Origin of the sequence: Companilactobacillus nodensis DSM 19682 = JCM 14932 = NBRC 107160, assembly GCF_000615905.1 — a bacterium.
GTDB lineage: Bacteria > Bacillota > Bacilli > Lactobacillales > Lactobacillaceae > Companilactobacillus > Companilactobacillus nodensis.
The window spans coordinates 1-21123 of the sequence record NZ_BAMN01000012.1; the positions used below are offsets into that span (position 1 = coordinate 1).

The window sequence follows — 21123 nt, forward strand, 5'->3', positions numbered from 1 at the left end:
GAATGTCAACTTACCCAAAGATTCAATACGATTAGAGATACCAAAACTAATACTATCAAGATATACGTAATCGTCTTATCGTAGACTAAGTTTTTACAACGTGAATTTATATTATTCGCTTGTTTCTCAGTTATTGTATAGGTCTTCTTAAAGTTCCAAACCGCTTTGCCACTTCTGGCAACGCCCTCAACTTTATACTTTCCCGGTTTTATAGGTGTTTGGTTCTGGTTAAAATCAATTGGAATCTTAGAATTTGGTGCAACCTTTGGATAGGTTAAATCAGCAACCATTTTCTTTGGTCCCCAATCAAATCTATCTAACCAGCTTTCACGCTTAACAGTTGCATGAACTATAACCTTTTTCATTATACCTGGTTGATTATTTTGAAGATTAACATAAATATGCGGTTGATGTTTTTCAACTGCCAAGGACAAACTATGCAGACTTAATATACCGCCAACAGCCTTATTATCCTCCGTTATCCATACTGGAACATTTGAGTTTCCACTTGCAGCACGATACACATCATATATGTTAAATCCACCCATAATTAGACCCTTTAATTTTTTATCAGGAATCTTTACTTTAAAAGTAAGATCCTTAGTTTGATTAGGTCTTAATATAACCGTTTGTGATTTGGTCATATCAGCGAAAGCATACTGTAATCCATAATCGCCAGTTTTAATATCTTCAGTGTAAGCAATTTTACCATCAGAAGAAGTAGTGGCATTGGTCGGTACAACTTTGAGTTTTAGCTTTCTAATACCAAAATTACTAAGTGATATTTTTAGTTTCCGTTCTCCACCTTTTTTACTACTGATTTGAAATCGATCTGTGACGTTAGAGTCACCAATCAAGGGGGTAACTGTTACTCCGTTAATATCTGCATAAATAGTTTTTGGAGTCATAAATAAAAGCAACAAACAAAAACTAATCATAGATAATTGATAAATTATTCTTCTCTTCATACTTTCTTACCCCATAAACCTAGACATATGTATATATCAATAATACTAAAAAAGCCGTTCCAAGTCTTGGAACAGCTCAATTTATTTTTTTATTTATGAATATTAACGACGACGTCTTCTAGGTTGATTGTTTGATCCACCATTATTATTACCATTGTTCTTATTATTCTTTTTACCTAGGTAAATACCTAATCCTAGAATAATAGCTAAAGCCAAAATAGCTAATAGAATATACAACCACATATAATTTGGCTTAATTCCTGCCAACTTATTGTACTTAGCAGCGTCTGAATTAGTAATTGTGAAGTCCTTGTTAATAACCCAACTCTTTATACCACCAGCAGTTTTATAAGTTAACTTAAGATGATAATCTCCCGCTTGTAATGATTTCTTACCCCAAGAAATGGAATAATTATAATTTGATGTTGGTGCTATTTGTTGATTACCTGCTGAAGATTTAACTTTGAAACTCTTGTCACCCTTTTTTGTAACTATTGCCTCTGAGTTTAGAGCACCATCATATGAATTGGCTGAATTATGTACATTAGCAAGAACACCAGGTGTTTGTCCGTTAGTTGATGTTACAGTATTAGGTTTAACTGTTCTAACCGAATATTTAGATTCAACCTTATCTTTGCCCGTTTGACGTGTTTGAATAGGAATAGAATAACTAAACTTGTTTTTTAACAAAGTACCATTAGATGAAACAGTACCTTTAGCCTTTTCCTTATATGGACTTACATTAAAACCACCCATTAAATATCCATCAAAGCTTTTCTTTGGAATTGTCAATGTAGCAGTTACTGTGGCTTGGGATTTTCCAGGAATAGTTATTGTTCCCTTATTAGGAGTAATCATATTTCTAGTTTGAAATTTTAAAGATGGATCAGTAACCTTAGTTTTATTGTAGCCTAAAGCTCCACTATCAGTTGTGTAGGCAGTATTTGCGTTATACAAAAATGTTCGCTTGCTGCTCTCCTGATTTATAATAGCTAATTTAAGTTCAATCTTTTGCCCAGGATCACCTGTAACAACATAACTCTCATTATCCAAATTAACATTGTCATTAGAATCACCAATAACTTTTAGCGCATACCCTCCATTAACAGCAGCACTTACACTCGTACTTTCAAATCCAAGTGTAGTTAATCCCAGAACAAATATTAATGCAAGAACAATTTTTCTCACTATCTTTTTCATTATAAAACCCTCCGTGGTTCCAACTGTATACAAACAACTACATTATAAAGTAAAAACCACTACAATTGTAGTGGTTTTATACTAAATTATAAATACATAACTTCTTACGAAAATTTTATGGTTCTACTGGTGTTGTTGATGCAGGTGTTGAATTCAATGTCCAAGTGATAGTCCCTTTATATGCATTAACTCCATCAGTAGCAGTTGTAGTTGATGGTAAGTGTAATGTAGCGGCATCTAATCCTGTGAATTCAGCATTGATTGTACCTAGCTTATATGTAGATGCTGCAAGGCTAACAACATTAGTATCAGTTGCTTGTTTCAATGTTGTTGCGGTTGTTGATAATGGGCTTGTTGGATCTTGTGGTGTTGCACTTGAAATAGGGTTACCCTTTGCATCATTCAATTGTTGTGAAGCTAAGTCAATTGACCAAGCTCCAGCTGCTGCCTTACCTTGTCCATCAATAAAGTTACCTAGGTTAGCACTAACTTGGAATCCTTTTGCAGATTTACGTGAATCAATAACTGATAGTAATCCTGAATCGTTACCATCTTTTGCGGCACCATTAGTTTCACCACCGACAAGTTTTGCTTAAGTTTCACCTGCTGCAACTGTACCGAAACCGAAGTTAGGAACAGCCTTAAGTACTAATGCACCGTCAACAACATTAACGTTAACATTTGAATTTGCTGTTGCTGTACCTTCAGCATCATTTGTACCGGCGATTGCTACATAACTTGTATTAGTTAATTCTCCTGTAGTTGATTTTGCTGATAAATCCTTTTGATCATATGAACCTGTAGCAGCAAATGCTGTTGTTGCTGGTGCAACTAGTCCTAAGATCATACCTGCTGAAGCTAAGCTACCTACTAATACGTTTTTTGATAATTTCATGTTTATATCCTCCCTGATATAGAAAAATTATTTTTTTAAGTTCTTCTTGATTACGGTTACTATGTTATCAGATTTTCCGTTGCGTACACTCCATATTTTGTAAAGTGTATTTTCGAAATCTGAACTTTTTTTGTAACCCTTAATCAGTGGTGAAACCGTGGATCTTCTTCATATAAAAAGCGAACAGACCAATCAGAATTGAAAAGCCCATAATAACATATCCATACTCGTGCGCATCTCCCGTTTGCGGATAAGATGACATGTTATTTACATTTACCGATGGGGTATAGCCGACATCTTTGGTCGTAGGACCGGTACTATCACCGGTGTTATCATCAGTGACTAACACGTTAGCGTTAGAACCGCCAGGGCCATCACTGTCATCAGTGTTGGCAACAACGGCTTCCGATCTAGCTACGCCCCCAGAGCTATTAGTAGACTCAGCGATAACGTGGTTAACGCCAAAGCCACCAACAACTCCTAGAACAATTACGGCAATTGCAAAATAACCGACTATTCGCTTTTTCAATGAAAGACTTTTACTAGTTCTTTGTCTTCTTTTCATATCGAAAAACCTCTCATCAAAATCAGTCTATTATCTCCTTACCGATTACTAGTTTATCATCTATTTCTTCCCTGCAAGTTCGGATTTGTTAAGAAATTCTTACGAGAAGTGAAACTATGGCTTGAGCAAGTAGTATTCAATGAGGTTATCGGTATTGTCCAATATGCTGAAGTTTTGGTTTACTTCATAAATATACTTAAAATCATGTTTGACAAGTAGTTTTTGAGGGGCAATATTATGTTTTTCGGCTGCTGCCCACAGTTCTGTCAGCTTTAATTCCTCAAAACTATACTTGATCATCAACTCAACCGCCTCAGATGCAATATGCTGATGTCGATATTTTTCCTCTATTATAAAGCCGAGTTCTCTGGTTAACTCCAAACCACTCGTCATACCCCGTTCATTCAACTCAATAATCCCTACCATTAATGAGTTTTCTTTTAACGCTATACAATAAGAAGTTTCTAGTTTCAAATACCGATCGAATATCTGCTTAGCATCATTAATATCCTCAGTGTATTCCATCCCTGACAGCTCATGATTACGTTTGTTCTTAACTAATCTATAGAAGGAATCAAAATCTCCCTCTTGAAAGTTTCTTACTATTATATTATTCCCAACTAGATGCATCTGATCTTCCTCAATTAATTGATTTTGTTAACACTAATTATATCGAAATGATATCATAAAGATATGGCAGAGAAAAAATTCTTACTTAGACTCGATGAGGAGCTCTACCAAAAAGTTGCCGAAAAGGCTGAAGCTGATAATCGAAGTGTTAATAAGTATATTGTGCATCTTCTACAACAAAACACAAAAGAAACAACCTTCGAGAATCGCCAATTTGTAGGACAAACAATCAAAGGGAGTGAGATATTAACCGACAGTGGATTGGTCAGTGTCAGCGGTATTTATTATCGCTACATCATCGCCGATTCCACCCCAGTTGATCCTACAGGTTTATACACAATACTTGGAGCAACTGGTAATATCCTCACCTTGCAATTAATCAAATAACAAAGGATGGATCATAATATGTTTGGGATAAAAATCGTTCATCAAAATCACAAAGGTCTGGTGGAATTATTGGGTAAATACCACCACAGCGTTGACGCCGGCCTGCACTTCTATATACCTATAATAGAAAGAATCTATTCAGTCAGTTTGGCAATGAGTCCTTTACGCTTACCTGACTATTCGATCATCACTAAGGATAACGCCGAAGTCCGGGCAAGTTTGACACTGAATTACCACACAACTGATGCTGTGAAGTACAAATACGAGAATACGGACTCCGTAGAGTCAATGTCGCAACTCGTTCGTGGTCACTTGCGGGATATTATAGGTAGAATGGATCTGAACGAAGCTCTCGGCTCCACTTCTAAGATCAATCAAGAATTGGCCGCAGCCATTGGTGACTTAACTAATACTTATGGTATCAACGTTGACCGTATCAATATCGATGAATTGAAGCCATCGACTTCGATTCAAGATTCAATGGACAAGCAACTAAAGGCTGACCGTGAGCGTATTGCCGCCATTGCCAAGGCTGAAGGTGAAGCCAAGAGTATCGAACTTACTACCAAAGCTAAGAACGATGCCTTGATTGCGACCGCCGAAGCACAGGCCAAGGCAACACGTACCCGTGCTGACGCTGAAAATTATCGTATCTCACAAATGAATAAGATTCTTGATGAAGCCAAAGATGGATACTTTGAGAACCAAAGCATCGAAGCTTTTAAGGAATTGGCTAACTCCCCTACTAATACCGTTGTTGTGCCAAGCAATCAGATTGGTGAACTTGGTAAGATTCCGGTTATTAAGAAGATGTTGGAATAGAAAAAGCGATTGGGAATATTTTCCCAGTCGCTTTTTTTATAGTATATTAAGCAATTTCTTTTCCTACAAGGTTTCCACCATCCATAGGTATATCCATTGCATCTTTCATTTCTTCAAAATCAATATCATTGTATTCTCCAGAAAACCAAGGGTTTGCTTTTGCTGTACGCTTATCAAATGTTTTCTTCAAAGAATCACCTCATCATTAATTTTTAAGAATCATTTTCGTATATTCAATATATTATCAACACTAGTACGATCAGTCTTAATACAGTTCAGCTTGCTATCATCAGGATAGCCCATTGCGATGCCGACAACTAATTCTTGATTGTCAGGTATCAGCAATTCTTTTTTCAAAATATCAGGATACTTCACCAAGCTATAAGCCGGTATGGTACCGACTCCCCAACTTGCTGCCGACAGCATCAAGGTTTGTCCAAAAGAACCTAGATCAAAGAGTGTGAATTCACTCGCCTTATTACTGGCGGTCAAGAAGGCAATGGCGGGCGCATGATACAAATTGGCTCTAGCTTCTTGGAACTCTGGATCACTCGTACCTTCATCCCCAATTGCACTCTTGACGGAGTCACCCCAGTGTTCAATGTTAGCTAGTGACAATTCTGAACGATCGGCACGATGCGGTGTCGTCAAGTCAGGTTCACTTGGCAAGTTATTCTTAGTCGCATTCTTATATGCAGCCTTGATGCGCTCCAGAACCCCTTCTTTAGCAACATAAACATGCCATGGTTGTGAGTTCTGCCATGATGGAGCGTGGCTGGCATCTTTAATTATTTCTTCTATTAAACTATCAGATACTTCTTCGTCACTGAATGAGCGAATCGATCTGCGTTTGTAAATCAAATTTTTCCCCAAAACAATACCTTCAATCTTATTCTTAGGACTTCAATCCATTTTAAACTATAATGGAATCATTAACACGGAAACTATCGGAAAGGTGTGAATTTTTATGGATCTAGAATTCAAAGGCAACACAGTTACTACTATTGGCACTCCACTATCTGTAGGTGACAAGTTCCCTGACTTCACTGCGCTCGACAAGGATGGCAATAAGGTCGCTCTCGACAGTTTACTAGACAAACCACTTCTTATTAGTGTTGTCCCTGACATTAACACTCGTGTCTGCAGTATTCAAACAAAACACTTCAACACAGAGGTTGGTGGACATAGCGAAATCAATTTTGTGACTATCTCAAAGAACACAGTTGAGGAACAATCACATTGGTGTGCAGCTGAAGGCGTTGAAAACATGAAGATGCTCTCAGATGTTGACCAAGACTTCGGTAAGAAATCCAACCTATTAATTCCCGATTTAGGTATTTTAGCACGTTCAGTCTGGGTTGTGGACACAAATAAACAAATTCTTTACTCAGAAATCTTGAAAGTTCAAACTAACGAACCAAATTACGATAAAGTTTTGGATCAAGTAGATCAAATGAACTAAACAAAAAGCCGACTTAATAGTCGGCTTTTTTTGTGCACATGAGTTTAAGAAGCAACAAAAAAAGTAGACCACTGTTAACTTTGGCAGGTTAACGGTCTACTAAGCAACAATTAAGTTTAGCCACCACTTGGCTATCAGGAGGGATGCGGACAACATCCCTCTTTTTGTACACTCATAATATAACACATCGCATCATAGATTACGCAATTATCTTCTTCGATGTTTGACGAATGTTACGAAGTGCAAAATAGACCCCAGCAGTACAAAGAAAATAATTGTAAAACTAATATAATCTGTCCAGAAATTAGCGGGCATAAATTGTTTTAGAGGTAACTGGATTCCCATGGTGATCAGCGCCATCACGGCAATCATGAAGAATAGCTGAATATATCTTTTCAATGTCGAATCGTCCTTTCGTTTACGTTGAGAAATTTTGTGTCCGTACTTGGCGCACAACTTCAACTTACTTTCGGGTATCTCTTTCATTCCAAAAGTCCCTGGTAGAACTATCTCGCCAGTCTTGATCACACCGGCAGCGGACATGACACGGTCAATCGTCTTGAGACTATCATCGGTCACACCAGTTACGAAGTTTTCCAAAGTGCTGACGTAACAAGATGTAATACTCAAGTAATGCTTGTCCTTGAATTGACCAGGTATCGTGTCACCATTTTCCTTGAAATAAACAAACTTAGGGCGCATGCAATCGAAGAAGTTCTTCAGCACACCTGACAATTCACGCCAATAAGTCGGTGCAGCGAAGACCCAAACATCGCTTTCGGCTAACTTGCCAGATAAATTGTCGAGAACCTCATTCTTCTCGTGATACTTGTGTGGCGTAATGTCATAGTCTTCGAGAAAAATTGTTTCGGTTTCCACTCCAGAATCAACATTGTTAAGAACAGCATCCAGCAACTTGGCGTTGATACCATGTTCCTGGTGAGATGCCAAGATTCCTAATATTTTCAATATAGTACCTCCCCCTGCTTTACCTAACATTATAGACAAATTCATATCAGTGGCAAAATATAAATAATATTGTTATGGTTACCATAACGGTAACATATCAAAAGGAGGAATTATATCAATGAAAGTCCTAATAATTGGTGCCCACGGAAAAGTCGGACATCTACTAATTGGTGAATTACAATCTAAGAACATCGATTTTGTCGCTGGTCTCCGTAGTCAAAAACAAATTGACGCGTTCGAGGCTAACAACATCCCTGCTCAATTCATCGACTTAACAGCTTCACTTGAGGATATCCACAAGTCGATTAAAGATTCTGGTGCTGACGTCATTGTCTTCTCAGCTGGTGCTGGGGGCGCTGGTTACGATATGACATTACAAATCGACCTTGATGGTGCAGTTAAGACTATGATGGTCGCTGAAGCACTCGGTATCAAACGTTATATTATGGTAAGTTCGATCTTCAGTGACAATCGTGACAAGTGGGATGCTTCAGGCATCAAGCCATACATGATTGCTAAGCATTATGCCGATGAACACCTACGTGGAACTGATCTAGATTACACGATTCTTCACCCAGGTGCTTTGACTGATGATGAAACAGTTGGCAAAGTTAAGTTACTCGGTGATGATGAGGCCGGCAGCATTCCAAGAATTGATGTTGCGAAGTCATTAGCTTCAATTATCAAGAATCCTAATACGATCGGTAAAGAATACAATATTGCTAGTGGTGATACACCTATTGATGGTGCATTTAACTAGTTAGACAAAAAAGAAGCCCGCGGGCTTCTTTTTTTATAGTGATTTTTTCTCATCTTTTATTTTATCTAGTCTAAAATCGTATGAAGTGACTTTTTTATCATATTCTTTCATGTTAGAAATTCTTTGATATTCTTTCTCAAAGGCAGATTTAAATTTAGGATTCTTCATTTCTTCTTTTAGAAGATCTTCAAAACTAGTAGTTTCCATTTTTGCCATCTTCCTCTCTAAGATACTCATCTCTAAGTTTTCTTGCATGATTTAATTCTCGAACAGGTGTCTTTTGCGTCTTCTTTGTGAACCCACTAATAATAGCATATTTGGAATTAACTATCCTAAAATAAAACATTCTCTGTATACCATCATGAGATTTAACTCTTATTTCAAATAAATTCTGGTTTATCCATAAAACAATTTTATTGTATATTTTCATTTGAATCTACTAGACATTTGATATAAGTAATAATAAATAATCTAATTACTTTTCAAACTAAAGGATTCACTTTATACGTCATATACTTTTAGACCAATGAAACATAAGATTCATTAACAAACTCATTTGTAGCCACGCGATAATATTTTTCACCATTGATCATTGTGTATCTATCGGTGATCCAATCAGTCGATGATTGCAACGCACGATTGGTTACCTTGTTGCCTTCAGCATTAACCAGATAGCCAATTTGATCATCATGGACACGTACAATATTTCTCTGCGGAACATAGACGTATACATCGCTAGTTTTGACATATTCATCAGTGGCGACACGATAATATGATTCATCGTTCAATGTATACTTTTCGTCGCTGATCCAACCGGTGTTGGCAGCCAAAGCTCTGTTTGTTACTACATTACCCAATTTGTTATAGGCATTGACTGTCTTGGTCATTGTGGCTACATCTTGGGTTTGTTTGATGGTTATTCCTTTGTTGGTTGCGGGGCTGCTGCTTCCGTGGGAATGGTGGTGAGTGCCGGTGTTTGAGCTCATGCTTTCGTTGTAGACAATATTCAAATTAACAGTTTCACTGTAATAATTAGAACCCAATTCAGTAATAAACTTTCCCAAGGCACTAGCAAACTCCTTTGAACTACAACCTTCCTTCAATCCTAGGTAACTTGCTATTGTCTCGTTATCGTCCGCTGGATCTGTAAACTTACCAGACATAATAGGATATTCCTGACCTTTTAGTGTAGTAAATATATCAAATGTTGTCTTATCAAGATTAATGGTACCCTTTGGAAATAATGCATCTTCAAATTTACTGAGATCAGATACAAAATCATATCCACCACGAATAGGTATTTCCCTTTTTGTACCACCATTTTCTGTATATACTAGATTGGCAGTAGATATTGCCGTACGAACTATCGGGATTTCGAATGTCTGAACTAGGTCACTTTCAGATTTCACAGCGGCCAAATCTATACTACCAAGCTGATCTTTATCTACGGGCATGAATCCCAAAAAAGTTGTCTCCTCCGTCAAAGGAATATTTTCTCCCTCATAATTAGAACCTGTAGTCGTAAATAGGGTCTTCTGAGAATCATCAGATGCATCATAGTAATTTACAATATATTTAACTTTTGCTATGGGAACTGCCTCCCAATATGTATCTCCATTTGTCGCGGCAGCCTCTACACTATCGTACAAATGATCCAAATACTCAGGTTGATCAGATCCATAATGTATTACACCATCTGTCCCTTTCCATCCTTTGAATACGGTAAAATTGTCTCCACCACTACTACCATCATTATAATTTAGCTCGGCAGAGGTTCCTTGTCCGTCATTACACAAAACTGTTTTACTACCAATCCAAACTTTTTCAAGAAAATCCAGAGCTAGCATTCCATCAAACTTAGATTTAGGATTAGTCATATCAAATCCTCTTAAGTCTAGATATTTCAGATTATAATCATACTGAAACATTACGCTATAGTTCATCGCTCCTGAAAAGCTTGTTCCATTCATTGTAACGGATGACAGATTGTTACAATTTTCGAACATACCAGTTAAATCATTATCTACAAATACCATTCCATCTAAATTTACTTTATTTAAACTTTTATGATTCTTAAACATACCAGATAAATCTGCTCCTGGTTTGATTTTCCAAGAGGAAATATCTAAATTCTCAATATTAGTATTTTCAAACATATTCGTCATTTTACTAGTTTTACTAACATCTAAATTACCAATATTGTCTACTTCTACAAGATTGCTTAATCCACTAAAAAGATTCTCTAAACTATCTCCACCCGTACATTTATCATCAAATGATACTTTTGAAATATTATCTACTTGATTCTCCCATGGATTCTTATTAGAAGGAGATGCCTTGACTGAACTTACTGTTCCAGCACCAATATGCAGGGTCTTATCAGAATCAATGTACCATTTGCTTCCAGTGTTATCATCAGTATCCAACTGACCTTCAGCTATGTTAGTGTTTGTTTCTGCAGGTTCTACATTTTGTTTTTGACCTGTTTGATCTAAACTTTCTGACTGATTATCAACCGGTTCAATTTCATCCTTTTGCGGTGTTTGTGGCGTATCTGCATTAGCTTGAACTCCATCATTGCCAGTATCTTTTGTATCTTGCGGCACTACTTTTGGATCCGTTTTTTCTGCCGGTTGTTCGACCACTTGTTCCGTATTACTTTGAGTATCAGTCGTATCGTCGACTGGATCAGCACTAACATTTGTGGTGCTTGCTCCTAAAAATACTAATCCACTAGCGAATGCCAAACTCGACATTACGACCCAATTCTTGCCAGACTTATATAACTTTTTTCTGACTATTGTATTTGGATTATGTTTTAATTGCTGAAACCTCATATTGATTTCCTCCCTAAAAAACATAAATTGTTATATTTTGCAAGTGATTACATAACTAATTTTATTATTATCTGTTTATACAGGAATTGCAATAGTTATTTATCTAAACATGAAAAAGAAGCCCCTGCGGACTTCTTTTTTAAACTAATGATACATATGATTCATTCACGAACTCATTTGTAGCAACACGATAGTACTTCTCACCATTAATCATTGTATATCTATCCGTGATCCAATCAGTAGATTCTTTCAAAGCACGATTGGTAATCTTGTTACCTTTAGAATCAACCAAATAACCAATTCGGTCATCATGAACACGTACGATATTCTTCTGTGAAACATAGACATATACATCACTAACCTTGACGTATTCATTGCTAGCAACACGATAATACGATTCATAATTCAATGTATACTTCTCATCACTGAACCAGTCTGTATTAGCGGCCAAAGCTCTATTTGTCACTAGCTTACCTAAACTATTGTAGACACTCACTATCTTAGTCGTTGTAGCTACATCTTGATTTTGTTTAACGATAGTTCCCGTATTAGTTGTGGTATTACTATTTCCATGAGAATGTGAATGAGAGTTGGAATTGTTATTATCTACGTTCTGATCATTTTTGAATGCAACATTAATTACTAAAGAACTTCCAGTACCTGATTCCATGACATCTGGGACCACTTGAAATTGCTTAGTACATACCAATTTAACAAAGTATTGAGGTGTCATATCTTCGGGTAAATTATCAAAGGTTCCATCTTCATTCGGCGTCTGATTTTCAGAATTAATAATTTGCAAATATTGATTATATGTCAGATGATCCTCAATTATATCAGAAAGTTTTATTATTTTACTTTCCCCGTTAGCACCTATTGTACCAATAGTAGTATTATCAAAATCAATTTTTTCAACCGACGGTATCTCTGCATAGAAATTATCTAATTTTTTAGAATTATTCTGTGTATCATTGATAATTAAATCTACAGATGAGATTTCTTTTTTCTTATCGTTTTTTATATCGTAATTATTAACTATTATTTTTTCTGGATCACATTTTTTCAAAACAACATCCTTTAGTACAAAATGATTGTCATCATACAAATCTTTATATTGACCTTCAGGAATATCAAGATAACCATCAGAAGATTTCAGTAAATATCCTGGTAGACTAGGGTCCAATCCTATCGGATCACCTTCACGAGGATATTTTGCACCTGTTTTGTCGTATTTATCTCCCAAATATACGTCCTTATCACTATCCGCATCATGGTAATAATATTTGATCCTATACTTAGTCTTTTGTAATGGAATAGCTTCCCAAGTTTTAACCCCCTCGTTATCGCTCTTAGGAGAACCATCATATAGCGATAAGAAATCAGAATAATTATTTCTTATATTCCCACTTTGGAATCCAAGATAATGATATGCACTGTTGGACTCTTTTCCAGATTGAATCATTGAACTCATTAGAGACACTTTATTAGTTAATGTCAATGTAGTTAAAGAATCTGTCCCATTCAACATATTTTCAGATAATGTTGACGAAAAAGCAAATTTAGACAAATCCAAAGATTTCAAAGATGAACAATTTTGGAACATTCCCGTTACCGTTGTGCCTTCATTAGTCGTAACATTACTGACATTAACACTTTCTAATTTGCTGGACTTATCACTATAGTCATCTCCATATGAAAACATATTAGCAGCATAAGCACTACTCAAATCAATATTATTCAAATCCACAGATTCCAATTCTGGCATTTTATAGAATAAATAACTTACATTACTACGAACTGCTTTAACTCCGGGGTCAAGAACAACTTTTTTAATACTATCTGAATATTGACCCCAGACACTCGTATCAGGACTACCAGTTCCCTTTAGAACACCTGTACCAATATGCAATGTATAATTTGAATCAATGTACCACTTACTACCGGTATTATCATCAGTGGCAATTTGTCCACTAGCAATATTATTAGATGGCTGTGGTGTAGATACTGTTTCTGTTTGTTCTGATTGATAACCCACTGCATCGGCATTAACATTAGTTACACTTGTTCCTAAAAATACTAATCCACTAGCAAATGCCAAACTCGATACTAAGATCCATTTCTTGTCAGACTTATATAACTTATTTCTAACTACTACATTTGGATTATGCTTTGAATGATGAAACCTCATAATGTTTCCCCCCTGAATCACATAGCACAAGCTATGTAATCGAATACATAATTAATTTTATTATTCTCTCTACATATAATAATTGCAATAGGCATTTTACTAAACATGAAAAAAGAAGCCCCTGCGGACTTCTTTTTTAAACTAATGATACATATGATTCATTCACGAACTCATTGGTAGCAACACGATAATACTTCTCACCATTGATCGTCGTATATCTATCTGTGACCCAATCGGTAGATTCTTTCAAAGCACGATTGGTAATCTTGTTACCTTTAGAATCAACCAAATAACCAATTCGGTCATCATGAACACGTACGATATTCTTCTGTGAAACATAGACATAAACGTCGCTAGCTTTGACATATTCATTGGTAGCAACACGATAATATGGAGTTCCATTCAGCTTATATTCTTGGTCACTCAGCCAGCCAGTATTCTTAGCTAAGGCTCGATTAGTTATCAGTTTACCTTTTTTATCGTATACATTGACTACCTTAGTGGTCGTTCCAACTGTTTGTTTTACTTTAGTTGTCGTACCCTTGTCGGCATCTGAATTATTATTGTTATTACTACTGTTACTTCCGCCGCCAGAACTTGAACCACCACCACTTGTGCTGTCCTTTGTGTATACAGCATTGACTGTGATTGGGGTTGTACCGGCATCAGCATCGCCAAAAACCTTATTTGCTTTATTCTGAAGTTGAGCATTTATTGCATAAGAAATAACTGCGTTCACACTCTTGTCAGTTAAATCAGGATTTGCGGCAATATAATCGTCAAATGATTGTTCTGCATCACCAATTTTAATTGTAGATTTAGCTGTGTCTAACTTGGTATTTGATGGATCTGAAACACTATTATCATACGTATATTCAGTGTCATTAACTGGGATTGTGAACGAAGCATCTGTTGCCTTGTCACTTCCAATTTGTTGTGATACTGAGATGTTTACTGGGTCTAATTTTTGTACACCAACCTTTATCATATACCCATCATTTCCATCGCTAACAATTTGAGCAGATGTATCAGTAACTGAATCAGCTGAATAGCCCGCAATTAAATGATTTATACTAGATAATTTTAATTCGTTATTAGTTAAGTTAGCATACTCTCCGGGGTTACCAGGGTATAACTTAGCAGTATCACTATATATTGAATCTCCATCCATCTTACCAGCATCAAAATACTGAACATAATAACTTGGTGCAACTTCAGTACCAACAGGAATCCATGTAAAATTAGATTCTTGCGTGGAAGTAGCAGCATATTTACCAGCTAATTCTTCTGAATTCAACATTTCGCTAGAATCTGAGGAATTTTGCCAATCACCAATTTTATAAACAACACCATCTTTTGTGTAAGTTGTAGGAAGGTCCCCAATATGAAGAACGCTATTTTTACCTAACGTAAGTGAAGATAACATGTCGGTTCCAGCAAAGTTACTATTAGTTGAAGTTACCTTAGACATATTCCAATCTGAAATATCTATCGAGGTTAGATTCCTGTCGCCATCAAAAAGATGCGTAATGGTAGTGGCATTGTCCACATTGATATTGTTCAAACCACTAATTTTCTTTACGTTTGGTAAAGATTTGAATAAGCCACTAAATTCCTTATTTGAATTCAGCACACCATCAACCTCTACTTCGGTAATATCTTGAGCATACCTACTCCAATATGGAGTACTGTCATCTTGTAAGCTTAACAATTCATATGTTAATCCTACATTACCAATACGTAATTGCAAATTATGATCGTTACCATTTATGGAGTATACACCCCAGTCGTAGTCAGTCATATCTGCATCAGGACTTTCACTATGTACTAATTTGTATGTATTATCATCCGTATCACCAACAACACTACTAGCAGAACCAACATCAGCAGCCTGAACCACAGTACCAGCACCATTACCAACACCAAACAAAGTAAAACCACCAACAACTGCAAGACTAGACATAACCACCCAAGTCTTACCAGACTTATACATTTTCTTCTTTTCTACGACATTTGAATCATGCTTTAACTGTTGAAATCTCATCATGAATCCCTCCCTGAATGTGAAACATGGTATTTTGAGTACTAAAAAAGAGCTTTATGAAAGCTCTTTCATAATTATCTTAATTATCGTTAAATTTACCCATAATTGCAACAGTTGGCTGAATATTTATGAACGCATTCTCGTCTACTCTGGTGATTATTTTTCTAGCAAAGAACAGTTCATATTTGGTCAATACCATTGTTAGAGAGCCAATCGGTTCTCCTGAATAAGCTCCAGTCAAGCTATGGTCAAGTGTGATACCACGATTGAGTGACTTCATTAATTCTTGAGACATCTCATCGATCTTGTGCGAATAAACTACCACGGTGATCTTTTGTTGCTGCAAATACATCTTGTCTACAATCATATTGCAGACGTAGATTGAGACGATACTGTAAAGAGCAAGCTCCCATCCGAAGACGATACCGGCAATAGTGATGATAACAGCATTAACAATGAAACTTACTTGTCCGACCGTTCGACCGGTACTCTTCTGCACGATCAGAGCGATAATATCCGTTCCTCCAGTTGAGAACCCAGCTCTGAAACAGACACCGATTCCAATTCCGGTCAGAATTCCACCGAAAATAGCAGCAAGCATCGGATCATTTGTGATCGGGTGCAATGGTACAAAGAGGATAAAGACTGATGCTGAAACAATGGCAATGATCGAAAGAATAGTGAACTTCTTTCCTAACTTAAACCATGAAAGCAGCACTAAGGGAATATTCAAGAGTGCGTACCAAAAATAAACTTGGGTATTAGTATGAGAAAATTGCTCGATCAAGTTGACGATCAATTGTGAGGCACCCATAACTCCAGCAGTATATATTTTTGCCGGCTGCAAGAGCAATTGGATTCCTAACGCTGAGGCCACCCCATAAAGCAACGCTGCCGAGATACTTTTATAATAGTTTTTGATGAATTCCATGGAATCACCCCTACTTCATTAGACTTCTTAATTTTGATTATATATCAGGCAAACATAAAAGCCTACCATTATTAATGGGCTATAATAAAACTAATGATTAAATCACAGGAGGTTTTACATTTATGCAAAAATTAGGTTTCATTGGAACTGGTGTTATGGGTTCTGGAATCATCAATAATCTGCTCAAAGCTGACTACGACGTGAATGTCTACACACGTACAGAATCGAAGGCTGAACCTCTATTAAAAAAAGGCGCTAAGTGGCTTGCTAGTCCTAAAGAAGTGGCTGAAAACTCTGACATTATCTTCTCAATGGTCGGATTCCCACAAGATGTCAAAGATGTTTACTTCAAGGACAATGGTATCTTCGCTGGATTGACTGACGGCAAGATCATCGTCGATATGACGACAAGTACTCCTACTCTTGCCAAAGAAATCGGTGAGAAAGCCGAAAAAATAAATGTCAAAACATTGGATGCCCCAGTATCTGGTGGAGATGTCGGTGCTCGTGATGGTAAGTTAACGATCATGGTTGGAGGATCAAAAGAAGCCTTCGACGAACTAGTACCAATCTTTGAAATCATCGGTCAAACCAACCATTACTTCGGATCATACGGTGCTGGTCAACATGCTAAAATGGCCAACCAGATCATGATTGCTGGAACAATGACTGGCATGACAGAAATGTTCGTCTATGCTAAGGCTGCCGGGTTAGATATGAATGCTATTTTGAAGACAGTTAGTGGCGGTAGTGCCAACAACTGGAGCCTTGATAACTACGGACCTCGTGTTCTGGACGGCGACTTCAAACCCGGATTCTATTCTAAACACTTCTTGAAGGACTTGCGTATTGCCCTCGATGAAAGTGAGAAGATGGGCTTAGACTTACCTGCTACTAAACAAGCCAAGGCATTGTACGAAAAATTAGTTGATGATAAAGATCTCGGTAATGATGGTACACAAGCGTTAATTAAATTATGGTGGTAATAAAAATGGACCCGCAATTGCGAGTCCATTTTTTTATTAAAATATACCTAAAATATCAGTTTGAATTGCATTTATAGCCTTCATCATAATTTTGCTATGAACATGTTCTACATAATTCCATCCTCTGGCTCCATAATCTAATGTATACAGTTGAAGAGTATCTATATAACCATCGATTTTCTGACCATCATATGCAACTAAATTAGGAGTCTTGATTCTAGCATTCGCATGAGTAATTGGCATTACTGCAACTCTATTAGTGTACTTATTATATTTAGAACTTGATACTACAAGTGCAGGTCTTACTTTCATTATTTCATTTCCGCGCTGTGGATCAAAATCAATCATTATAATATCACCTTTTTGCGGGTACACTAATTATTCAACTCACTTTCCAATATGGTTGGTCCCTCATCACTAGGTATTGCAAAATCTTTCTTACTGAAATTGGGGTCATCAAAAACACTTTTTCTATTAGGTATTAACGTTAATATACCTTCCTCATCGGAGTAAATTCTATAACTTTTATTTCCTGCTATTAACTCCTTAGGCAAAATGATTCCCTCTGAATTACCAACTTTACGCACTTTAATTTCCTTACCAGATAAATTCATCATATCAATGCCTCCAATCTCGTATAACATGTTATAACATGTTTTCAGACAATTAACATGTTTTATGCTTACAATATTTTTGCGAATAAATTTCTACCTGTTATAATGTGCTTGTAGTAAAAGAGACGAACCATACAAGGGCCCGCCTTTTGCAATTCCGCTGACGCGGTAGCAGATTTCAATCCAAAATAGCAGACCGATAACTTGCCAGTTAAACCGGGTCTGCTATTTTAGTGTCTTAAATTTTATGAATACTCTGGATTCAACAATGGCTTACCATCTTTATCCACAAGTACGGTCATCCCTGATCCCATTCCAGGATATACTCCCAAGAGATATTGAACTCCCGTAGTTTTGTCAGTGATAACATCCATCATTTGTGATCCATTTGATTTGGCCGACTGAACGTCAAAACGAGCATCTTCTTTATTCTTATTAAACATATTGGTCATCCTCCACGAATTTGGCCCAATTATTATTTTCGTCACGTTGTGGTAGGCAAGCTAGAACAATCATTATCAGCTCACCAATACCTGGTAAAACAATGCTAAGCATCCACCAGCCACGTAAGTTACGGTCATGCAAACGGCGGATCACCGCATTCCAAATCGAGATCAAATAATATCCCAATGTCATAACCATGGCGATCGACCAGACGGCGCTCCAGTAAAAATCATTGATCGACATGACTGTCACTAACCAACCGAATAGTCCTATCAAAACCACCGCCACTATAGTCATTCCTAACAATCCCCACCAGAAGTCAGCACGGCTCATCCGCTTCGCACCAACAAACATATCTTGAAAATACAACTTGGTCGAATTAATTAAGTTTGGCTTGTTACTTTCATTCCAAATATTTTTATTTTCCATTATTTACCTTCTTATAAGTGAATCCCGATTACAAACCCTAATATACCAATAATATACGTCAAAGCAAAATATAAGAAACATCTGAAGAATCTTCGTTGAAACCACAACTGACTCAATTCCATATTCAGTGTACCGTAAGTTGTGAATCCCCCGCAAAATCCTGTTCCTAAGAATAATAGTAATCCACCGGCATTAATATGCGCTGTGAATAATCCTAGCACCAAAGCTCCAAAAATATTTATCAACAAAGTTATAACTGGAAAATCTATTTTTATTTTTTGTGATAACGAGGTTAATTCATTTCGTAAAAAGGCGCCAACGCTGGCTCCCAAACCAACTAATAAAAATGTCATTGATTCTTTCTCCTTCCAGCGTAGTCAATGAAGGCACGTGTTGCTGCCCAATAATTACCGAGTAATGCACAGATGAATCCACCAATGATTGTGATCGTCAGATAAGTTATTAACATCGTCCAACTTCCGGATTGATACAGTCGATAGGTGTCGGCTGTGAATGTGGAAAAAGTTGTGTATGATCCTAACAGTCCTGTGCTTAATGCCAAAATTATTTTGATGATAAGTGATAGCGGTCTTGCAAATAATGAATCAAGAATGGCAGAATCAGTGCTCCACTTAAGTTAGCGACTAATGTCCCATATGGAAATCCATTGCTAGACTTGAATAATAGGCTCTCTGCATAACGGAGGTTACTACCGATGAAGGCCCCTATGAAGATGATTAGGAAGGTTTTTATTTTTTGCATTTCTTCACCTCAATCCCTATAGGATAGCACAAAAAAACCGGGAGTTTTATGTCCCAGTTTTTGGTTTGAACTATTTCTATTTAAAGATTCTTTGTTCTATGATTTTTTGGTTTTCCGAAACGAGTTGCGAAAGCCAGATTCCTCCACTCTCTACTCAAAACGCGCTTACAAAAGACAACTCCCTCCGCTTACTACGCTTAACAAATGCACCAACTACGTTGGTACCTTCGTTAAGCTAGGTAATACTCAGGAGTTACCGTCTTTTGACACGCTCTACTTCTTATCCATATCATGTCCACCGAACTCATTACGGAGTGCGGCAACAACTTTTCCTGACATTGTATCGTTCTCTAATGAACGGTAACGCATCATCAATGCGGCTGCGATAACTGGTGTTGGTACTTGTAGCTTCAAGGCTTCATCCAATGTCCATTTTCCTTCACCGGATGAGTGCATTACACCTTTGATTTCGTCTAACTTAGGATCTTTAGAGAAGGCATTTTCTACTAATTCCATCAACCAGCCACGGATAACTGATCCATGTGACCAAACTTTGGCTACAGCTTCATTATCATATTCAAAAGGACTGTGTGATAATACGTCGAATCCTTCAGCGATAGCTTGCATTTCACCATATTCAATACCATTGTGGACCATCTTCAAATAGTGACCACTTCCAGCTTTGCCTGTGTATAAGTAACCGTCTTTTTCAGCAATACCCTTAAAAATTGGTTCGATGTAACTGAATAATTCTTTGTCATCGCCACCGATCATGAAGTTACCATCATGATTAGCACCGCTCATACCACCTGATGTACCAACGTCAAAGAACTTGATACCTTTGTTCTTAAGAATTTCATTGTGCTTTAGTGAGTCTTCATAGAATGAGTTTCCACCATCGATCACAATATCATTTTGATCTAGCAATTCACTTAATGAGTCAATTGTTGAGTTTGCAGGCTTACCAGCTGGTAACATAACCCAGACGATACGTGGAGCATCTAAGTTCTTCACTGCATCTTCCAAGCTGTCAACAACGGTTGCGCCAAGTTTTGTTGCACTCTTCTTTGCATCTTCATTCAAATCAAATGCAACTACTTCATTGTTGTTTCTAATTAAATTCTCAGTCAAGTTGATACCCATCTTGCCGAGTCCAATCATTGCTAATTTCAAAATAAATCCTCCTAGATTTTTTTCGCCATTAAATAGTATACGGTAATGTTCGTCTAT

The 21123-nt window shown here is 37.0% G+C and carries 27 protein-coding genes and 1 pseudogene; 5 read left to right on the forward strand and 23 right to left on the reverse strand.

Annotated features, from left to right (window positions below):
- Positions 1-5: 5 nt before the first annotated feature.
- The 6 genes from JCM14932_RS09045 to JCM14932_RS15140 all read right to left on the reverse strand — a co-directional run bounded on the left by JCM14932_RS09045 (position 6) and on the right by JCM14932_RS15140 (position 4258).
- Positions 6-968 (reverse strand): WxL protein peptidoglycan domain-containing protein, encoded by a 963-nt coding sequence (locus JCM14932_RS09045; protein WP_025024594.1) that lies wholly within the window; start codon positions 966-968, stop codon positions 6-8.
- A gap of 102 nt (positions 969-1070) precedes the next feature.
- Entirely contained in the window at positions 1071-2168 is a 1098-nt protein-coding gene (locus tag JCM14932_RS09050) for a DUF3324 domain-containing protein (RefSeq protein ID WP_025024595.1), read from the reverse strand.
- A 115-nt stretch (positions 2169-2283) separates the two neighbouring features.
- Positions 2284-2691 carry a WxL domain-containing protein gene (locus JCM14932_RS09055; protein WP_081776141.1) on the reverse strand — a complete coding sequence of 136 codons (408 nt, stop codon included), beginning with the start codon at positions 2689-2691 and terminating at the stop codon, positions 2284-2286.
- 69 nt (positions 2692-2760) lie between these two features.
- The gene (locus JCM14932_RS09060) at positions 2761-3063 is read right to left on the reverse strand and encodes a hypothetical protein (RefSeq protein WP_025024597.1); all 303 of its coding nucleotides are present in this window, start codon (positions 3061-3063) and stop codon (positions 2761-2763) included.
- A gap of 139 nt (positions 3064-3202) precedes the next feature.
- Positions 3203-3628 (reverse strand): LPXTG cell wall anchor domain-containing protein, encoded by a 426-nt coding sequence (locus JCM14932_RS09065; RefSeq protein WP_025024598.1) that lies wholly within the window; start codon positions 3626-3628, stop codon positions 3203-3205.
- A 114-nt stretch (positions 3629-3742) separates the two neighbouring features.
- Complete coding sequence (locus JCM14932_RS15140) at positions 3743-4258, reverse strand: GNAT family N-acetyltransferase (protein WP_025024599.1); 516 nt, start codon at positions 4256-4258, stop codon at positions 3743-3745.
- Between the two features lie 63 nt (positions 4259-4321).
- Between JCM14932_RS15140 and JCM14932_RS15145 the strand changes: the two genes are divergently transcribed.
- Both JCM14932_RS15145 and JCM14932_RS15150 read left to right on the forward strand, forming a co-directional pair.
- The gene (locus tag JCM14932_RS15145; protein WP_034543067.1) at positions 4322-4645 is read left to right on the forward strand and encodes a type II toxin-antitoxin system antitoxin; all 324 of its coding nucleotides are present in this window, start codon (positions 4322-4324) and stop codon (positions 4643-4645) included.
- Between the two features lie 18 nt (positions 4646-4663).
- A complete protein-coding gene (locus tag JCM14932_RS15150; RefSeq protein ID WP_034543069.1) occupies positions 4664-5467 on the forward strand; it encodes an SPFH domain-containing protein in 804 nt (267 codons plus the stop codon).
- A 46-nt stretch (positions 5468-5513) separates the two neighbouring features.
- Here JCM14932_RS15150 and JCM14932_RS16595 read toward each other — a convergent pair whose 3' ends face one another.
- Positions 5514-5657: a hypothetical protein gene (locus JCM14932_RS16595; RefSeq protein WP_155832109.1), complete on the reverse strand. Its 144-nt coding sequence runs from the start codon at positions 5655-5657 to the stop codon at positions 5514-5516.
- 29 nt (positions 5658-5686) lie between these two features.
- A complete protein-coding gene (locus JCM14932_RS09090; protein ID WP_025024600.1) occupies positions 5687-6340 on the reverse strand; it encodes a nitroreductase in 654 nt (217 codons plus the stop codon).
- A gap of 94 nt (positions 6341-6434) precedes the next feature.
- Between JCM14932_RS09090 and tpx the strand changes: the two genes are divergently transcribed.
- Positions 6435-6929: a thiol peroxidase gene (gene tpx / locus JCM14932_RS09095; protein ID WP_025024601.1), complete on the forward strand. Its 495-nt coding sequence runs from the start codon at positions 6435-6437 to the stop codon at positions 6927-6929.
- Between the two features lie 207 nt (positions 6930-7136).
- On the opposite strand, the gene JCM14932_RS09100 is transcribed toward tpx, so the two are convergent.
- On the reverse strand, positions 7137-7898 hold the full coding sequence (locus tag JCM14932_RS09100) for an NAD(P)H-dependent oxidoreductase (RefSeq protein WP_025024602.1): 762 nt from the start codon (positions 7896-7898) through the stop codon (positions 7137-7139).
- A gap of 118 nt (positions 7899-8016) precedes the next feature.
- Here JCM14932_RS09100 and JCM14932_RS09105 point away from each other — a divergent pair, with 118 nt between their 5' ends.
- Complete coding sequence (locus JCM14932_RS09105; RefSeq protein WP_025024603.1) at positions 8017-8658, forward strand: SDR family oxidoreductase; 642 nt, start codon at positions 8017-8019, stop codon at positions 8656-8658.
- Between the two features lie 33 nt (positions 8659-8691).
- Here the strand turns inward: JCM14932_RS09105 and JCM14932_RS16600 are convergent, their stop codons facing one another.
- The 6 genes from JCM14932_RS16600 to JCM14932_RS09135 form a co-directional block, all read right to left on the reverse strand.
- A complete protein-coding gene (locus JCM14932_RS16600; RefSeq protein ID WP_162149792.1) occupies positions 8692-8913 on the reverse strand; it encodes a hypothetical protein in 222 nt (73 codons plus the stop codon).
- Entirely contained in the window at positions 8852-9088 is a 237-nt protein-coding gene (locus tag JCM14932_RS17660; protein ID WP_025024604.1) for a type II toxin-antitoxin system RelE/ParE family toxin, read from the reverse strand. The genes JCM14932_RS16600 and JCM14932_RS17660 overlap by 62 nt, the downstream gene beginning before the upstream one ends.
- 88 nt (positions 9089-9176) lie before the next feature.
- Complete coding sequence (locus tag JCM14932_RS09120) at positions 9177-11495, reverse strand: BspA family leucine-rich repeat surface protein (protein WP_025024605.1); 2319 nt, start codon at positions 11493-11495, stop codon at positions 9177-9179.
- Between the two features lie 139 nt (positions 11496-11634).
- Positions 11635-13683 (reverse strand): SLAP domain-containing protein, encoded by a 2049-nt coding sequence (locus tag JCM14932_RS09125; protein ID WP_025024606.1) that lies wholly within the window; start codon positions 13681-13683, stop codon positions 11635-11637.
- 136 nt (positions 13684-13819) lie between these two features.
- Entirely contained in the window at positions 13820-15730 is a 1911-nt protein-coding gene (locus JCM14932_RS09130) for an SLAP domain-containing protein (RefSeq protein WP_081776144.1), read from the reverse strand.
- Positions 15731-15806: 76 nt separating this feature from the next.
- Positions 15807-16658, reverse strand: coding sequence for a YitT family protein (locus JCM14932_RS09135; RefSeq protein WP_025024608.1), 852 nt, complete (start codon positions 16656-16658; stop codon positions 15807-15809).
- Between the two features lie 122 nt (positions 16659-16780).
- On the opposite strand from JCM14932_RS09135, the gene JCM14932_RS09140 reads away from it, so the two are divergent.
- On the forward strand, positions 16781-17644 hold the full coding sequence (locus JCM14932_RS09140; RefSeq protein WP_025024609.1) for an NAD(P)-dependent oxidoreductase: 864 nt from the start codon (positions 16781-16783) through the stop codon (positions 17642-17644).
- A gap of 36 nt (positions 17645-17680) precedes the next feature.
- On the opposite strand, the gene JCM14932_RS09145 is transcribed toward JCM14932_RS09140, so the two are convergent.
- The 8 genes and pseudogenes from JCM14932_RS09145 to gnd form a co-directional block, all read right to left on the reverse strand.
- Positions 17681-18019: a type II toxin-antitoxin system PemK/MazF family toxin gene (locus JCM14932_RS09145; RefSeq protein ID WP_025024610.1), complete on the reverse strand. Its 339-nt coding sequence runs from the start codon at positions 18017-18019 to the stop codon at positions 17681-17683.
- Positions 18019-18261: an AbrB/MazE/SpoVT family DNA-binding domain-containing protein gene (locus JCM14932_RS09150; protein ID WP_025024611.1), complete on the reverse strand. Its 243-nt coding sequence runs from the start codon at positions 18259-18261 to the stop codon at positions 18019-18021. The genes JCM14932_RS09145 and JCM14932_RS09150 overlap by 1 nt, the downstream gene beginning before the upstream one ends.
- A gap of 242 nt (positions 18262-18503) precedes the next feature.
- Entirely contained in the window at positions 18504-18701 is a 198-nt protein-coding gene (locus JCM14932_RS09155) for a DUF6440 family protein (RefSeq protein ID WP_025024612.1), read from the reverse strand.
- On the reverse strand, positions 18694-19131 hold the full coding sequence (locus JCM14932_RS09160) for a DUF805 domain-containing protein (RefSeq protein WP_025024613.1): 438 nt from the start codon (positions 19129-19131) through the stop codon (positions 18694-18696). Before JCM14932_RS09160 ends, JCM14932_RS09155 begins: the two co-directional genes overlap by 8 nt.
- 11 nt (positions 19132-19142) lie before the next feature.
- Positions 19143-19484 (reverse strand): fluoride efflux transporter FluC, encoded by a 342-nt coding sequence (locus JCM14932_RS09165; RefSeq protein ID WP_025024614.1) that lies wholly within the window; start codon positions 19482-19484, stop codon positions 19143-19145.
- A gap of 116 nt (positions 19485-19600) precedes the next feature.
- Positions 19601-19693: pseudogene (locus JCM14932_RS17200) on the reverse strand (CrcB family protein); the annotation flags it as partial.
- Between the two features lie 2 nt (positions 19694-19695).
- A complete protein-coding gene (locus JCM14932_RS17205; RefSeq protein WP_051528108.1) occupies positions 19696-19893 on the reverse strand; it encodes a fluoride efflux transporter FluC in 198 nt (65 codons plus the stop codon).
- Positions 19894-20166: 273 nt separating this feature from the next.
- Positions 20167-21066, reverse strand: coding sequence for a phosphogluconate dehydrogenase (NAD(+)-dependent, decarboxylating) (gene gnd / locus JCM14932_RS09175; RefSeq protein WP_025024615.1), 900 nt, complete (start codon positions 21064-21066; stop codon positions 20167-20169).
- Positions 21067-21123 lie beyond the last annotated feature (57 nt).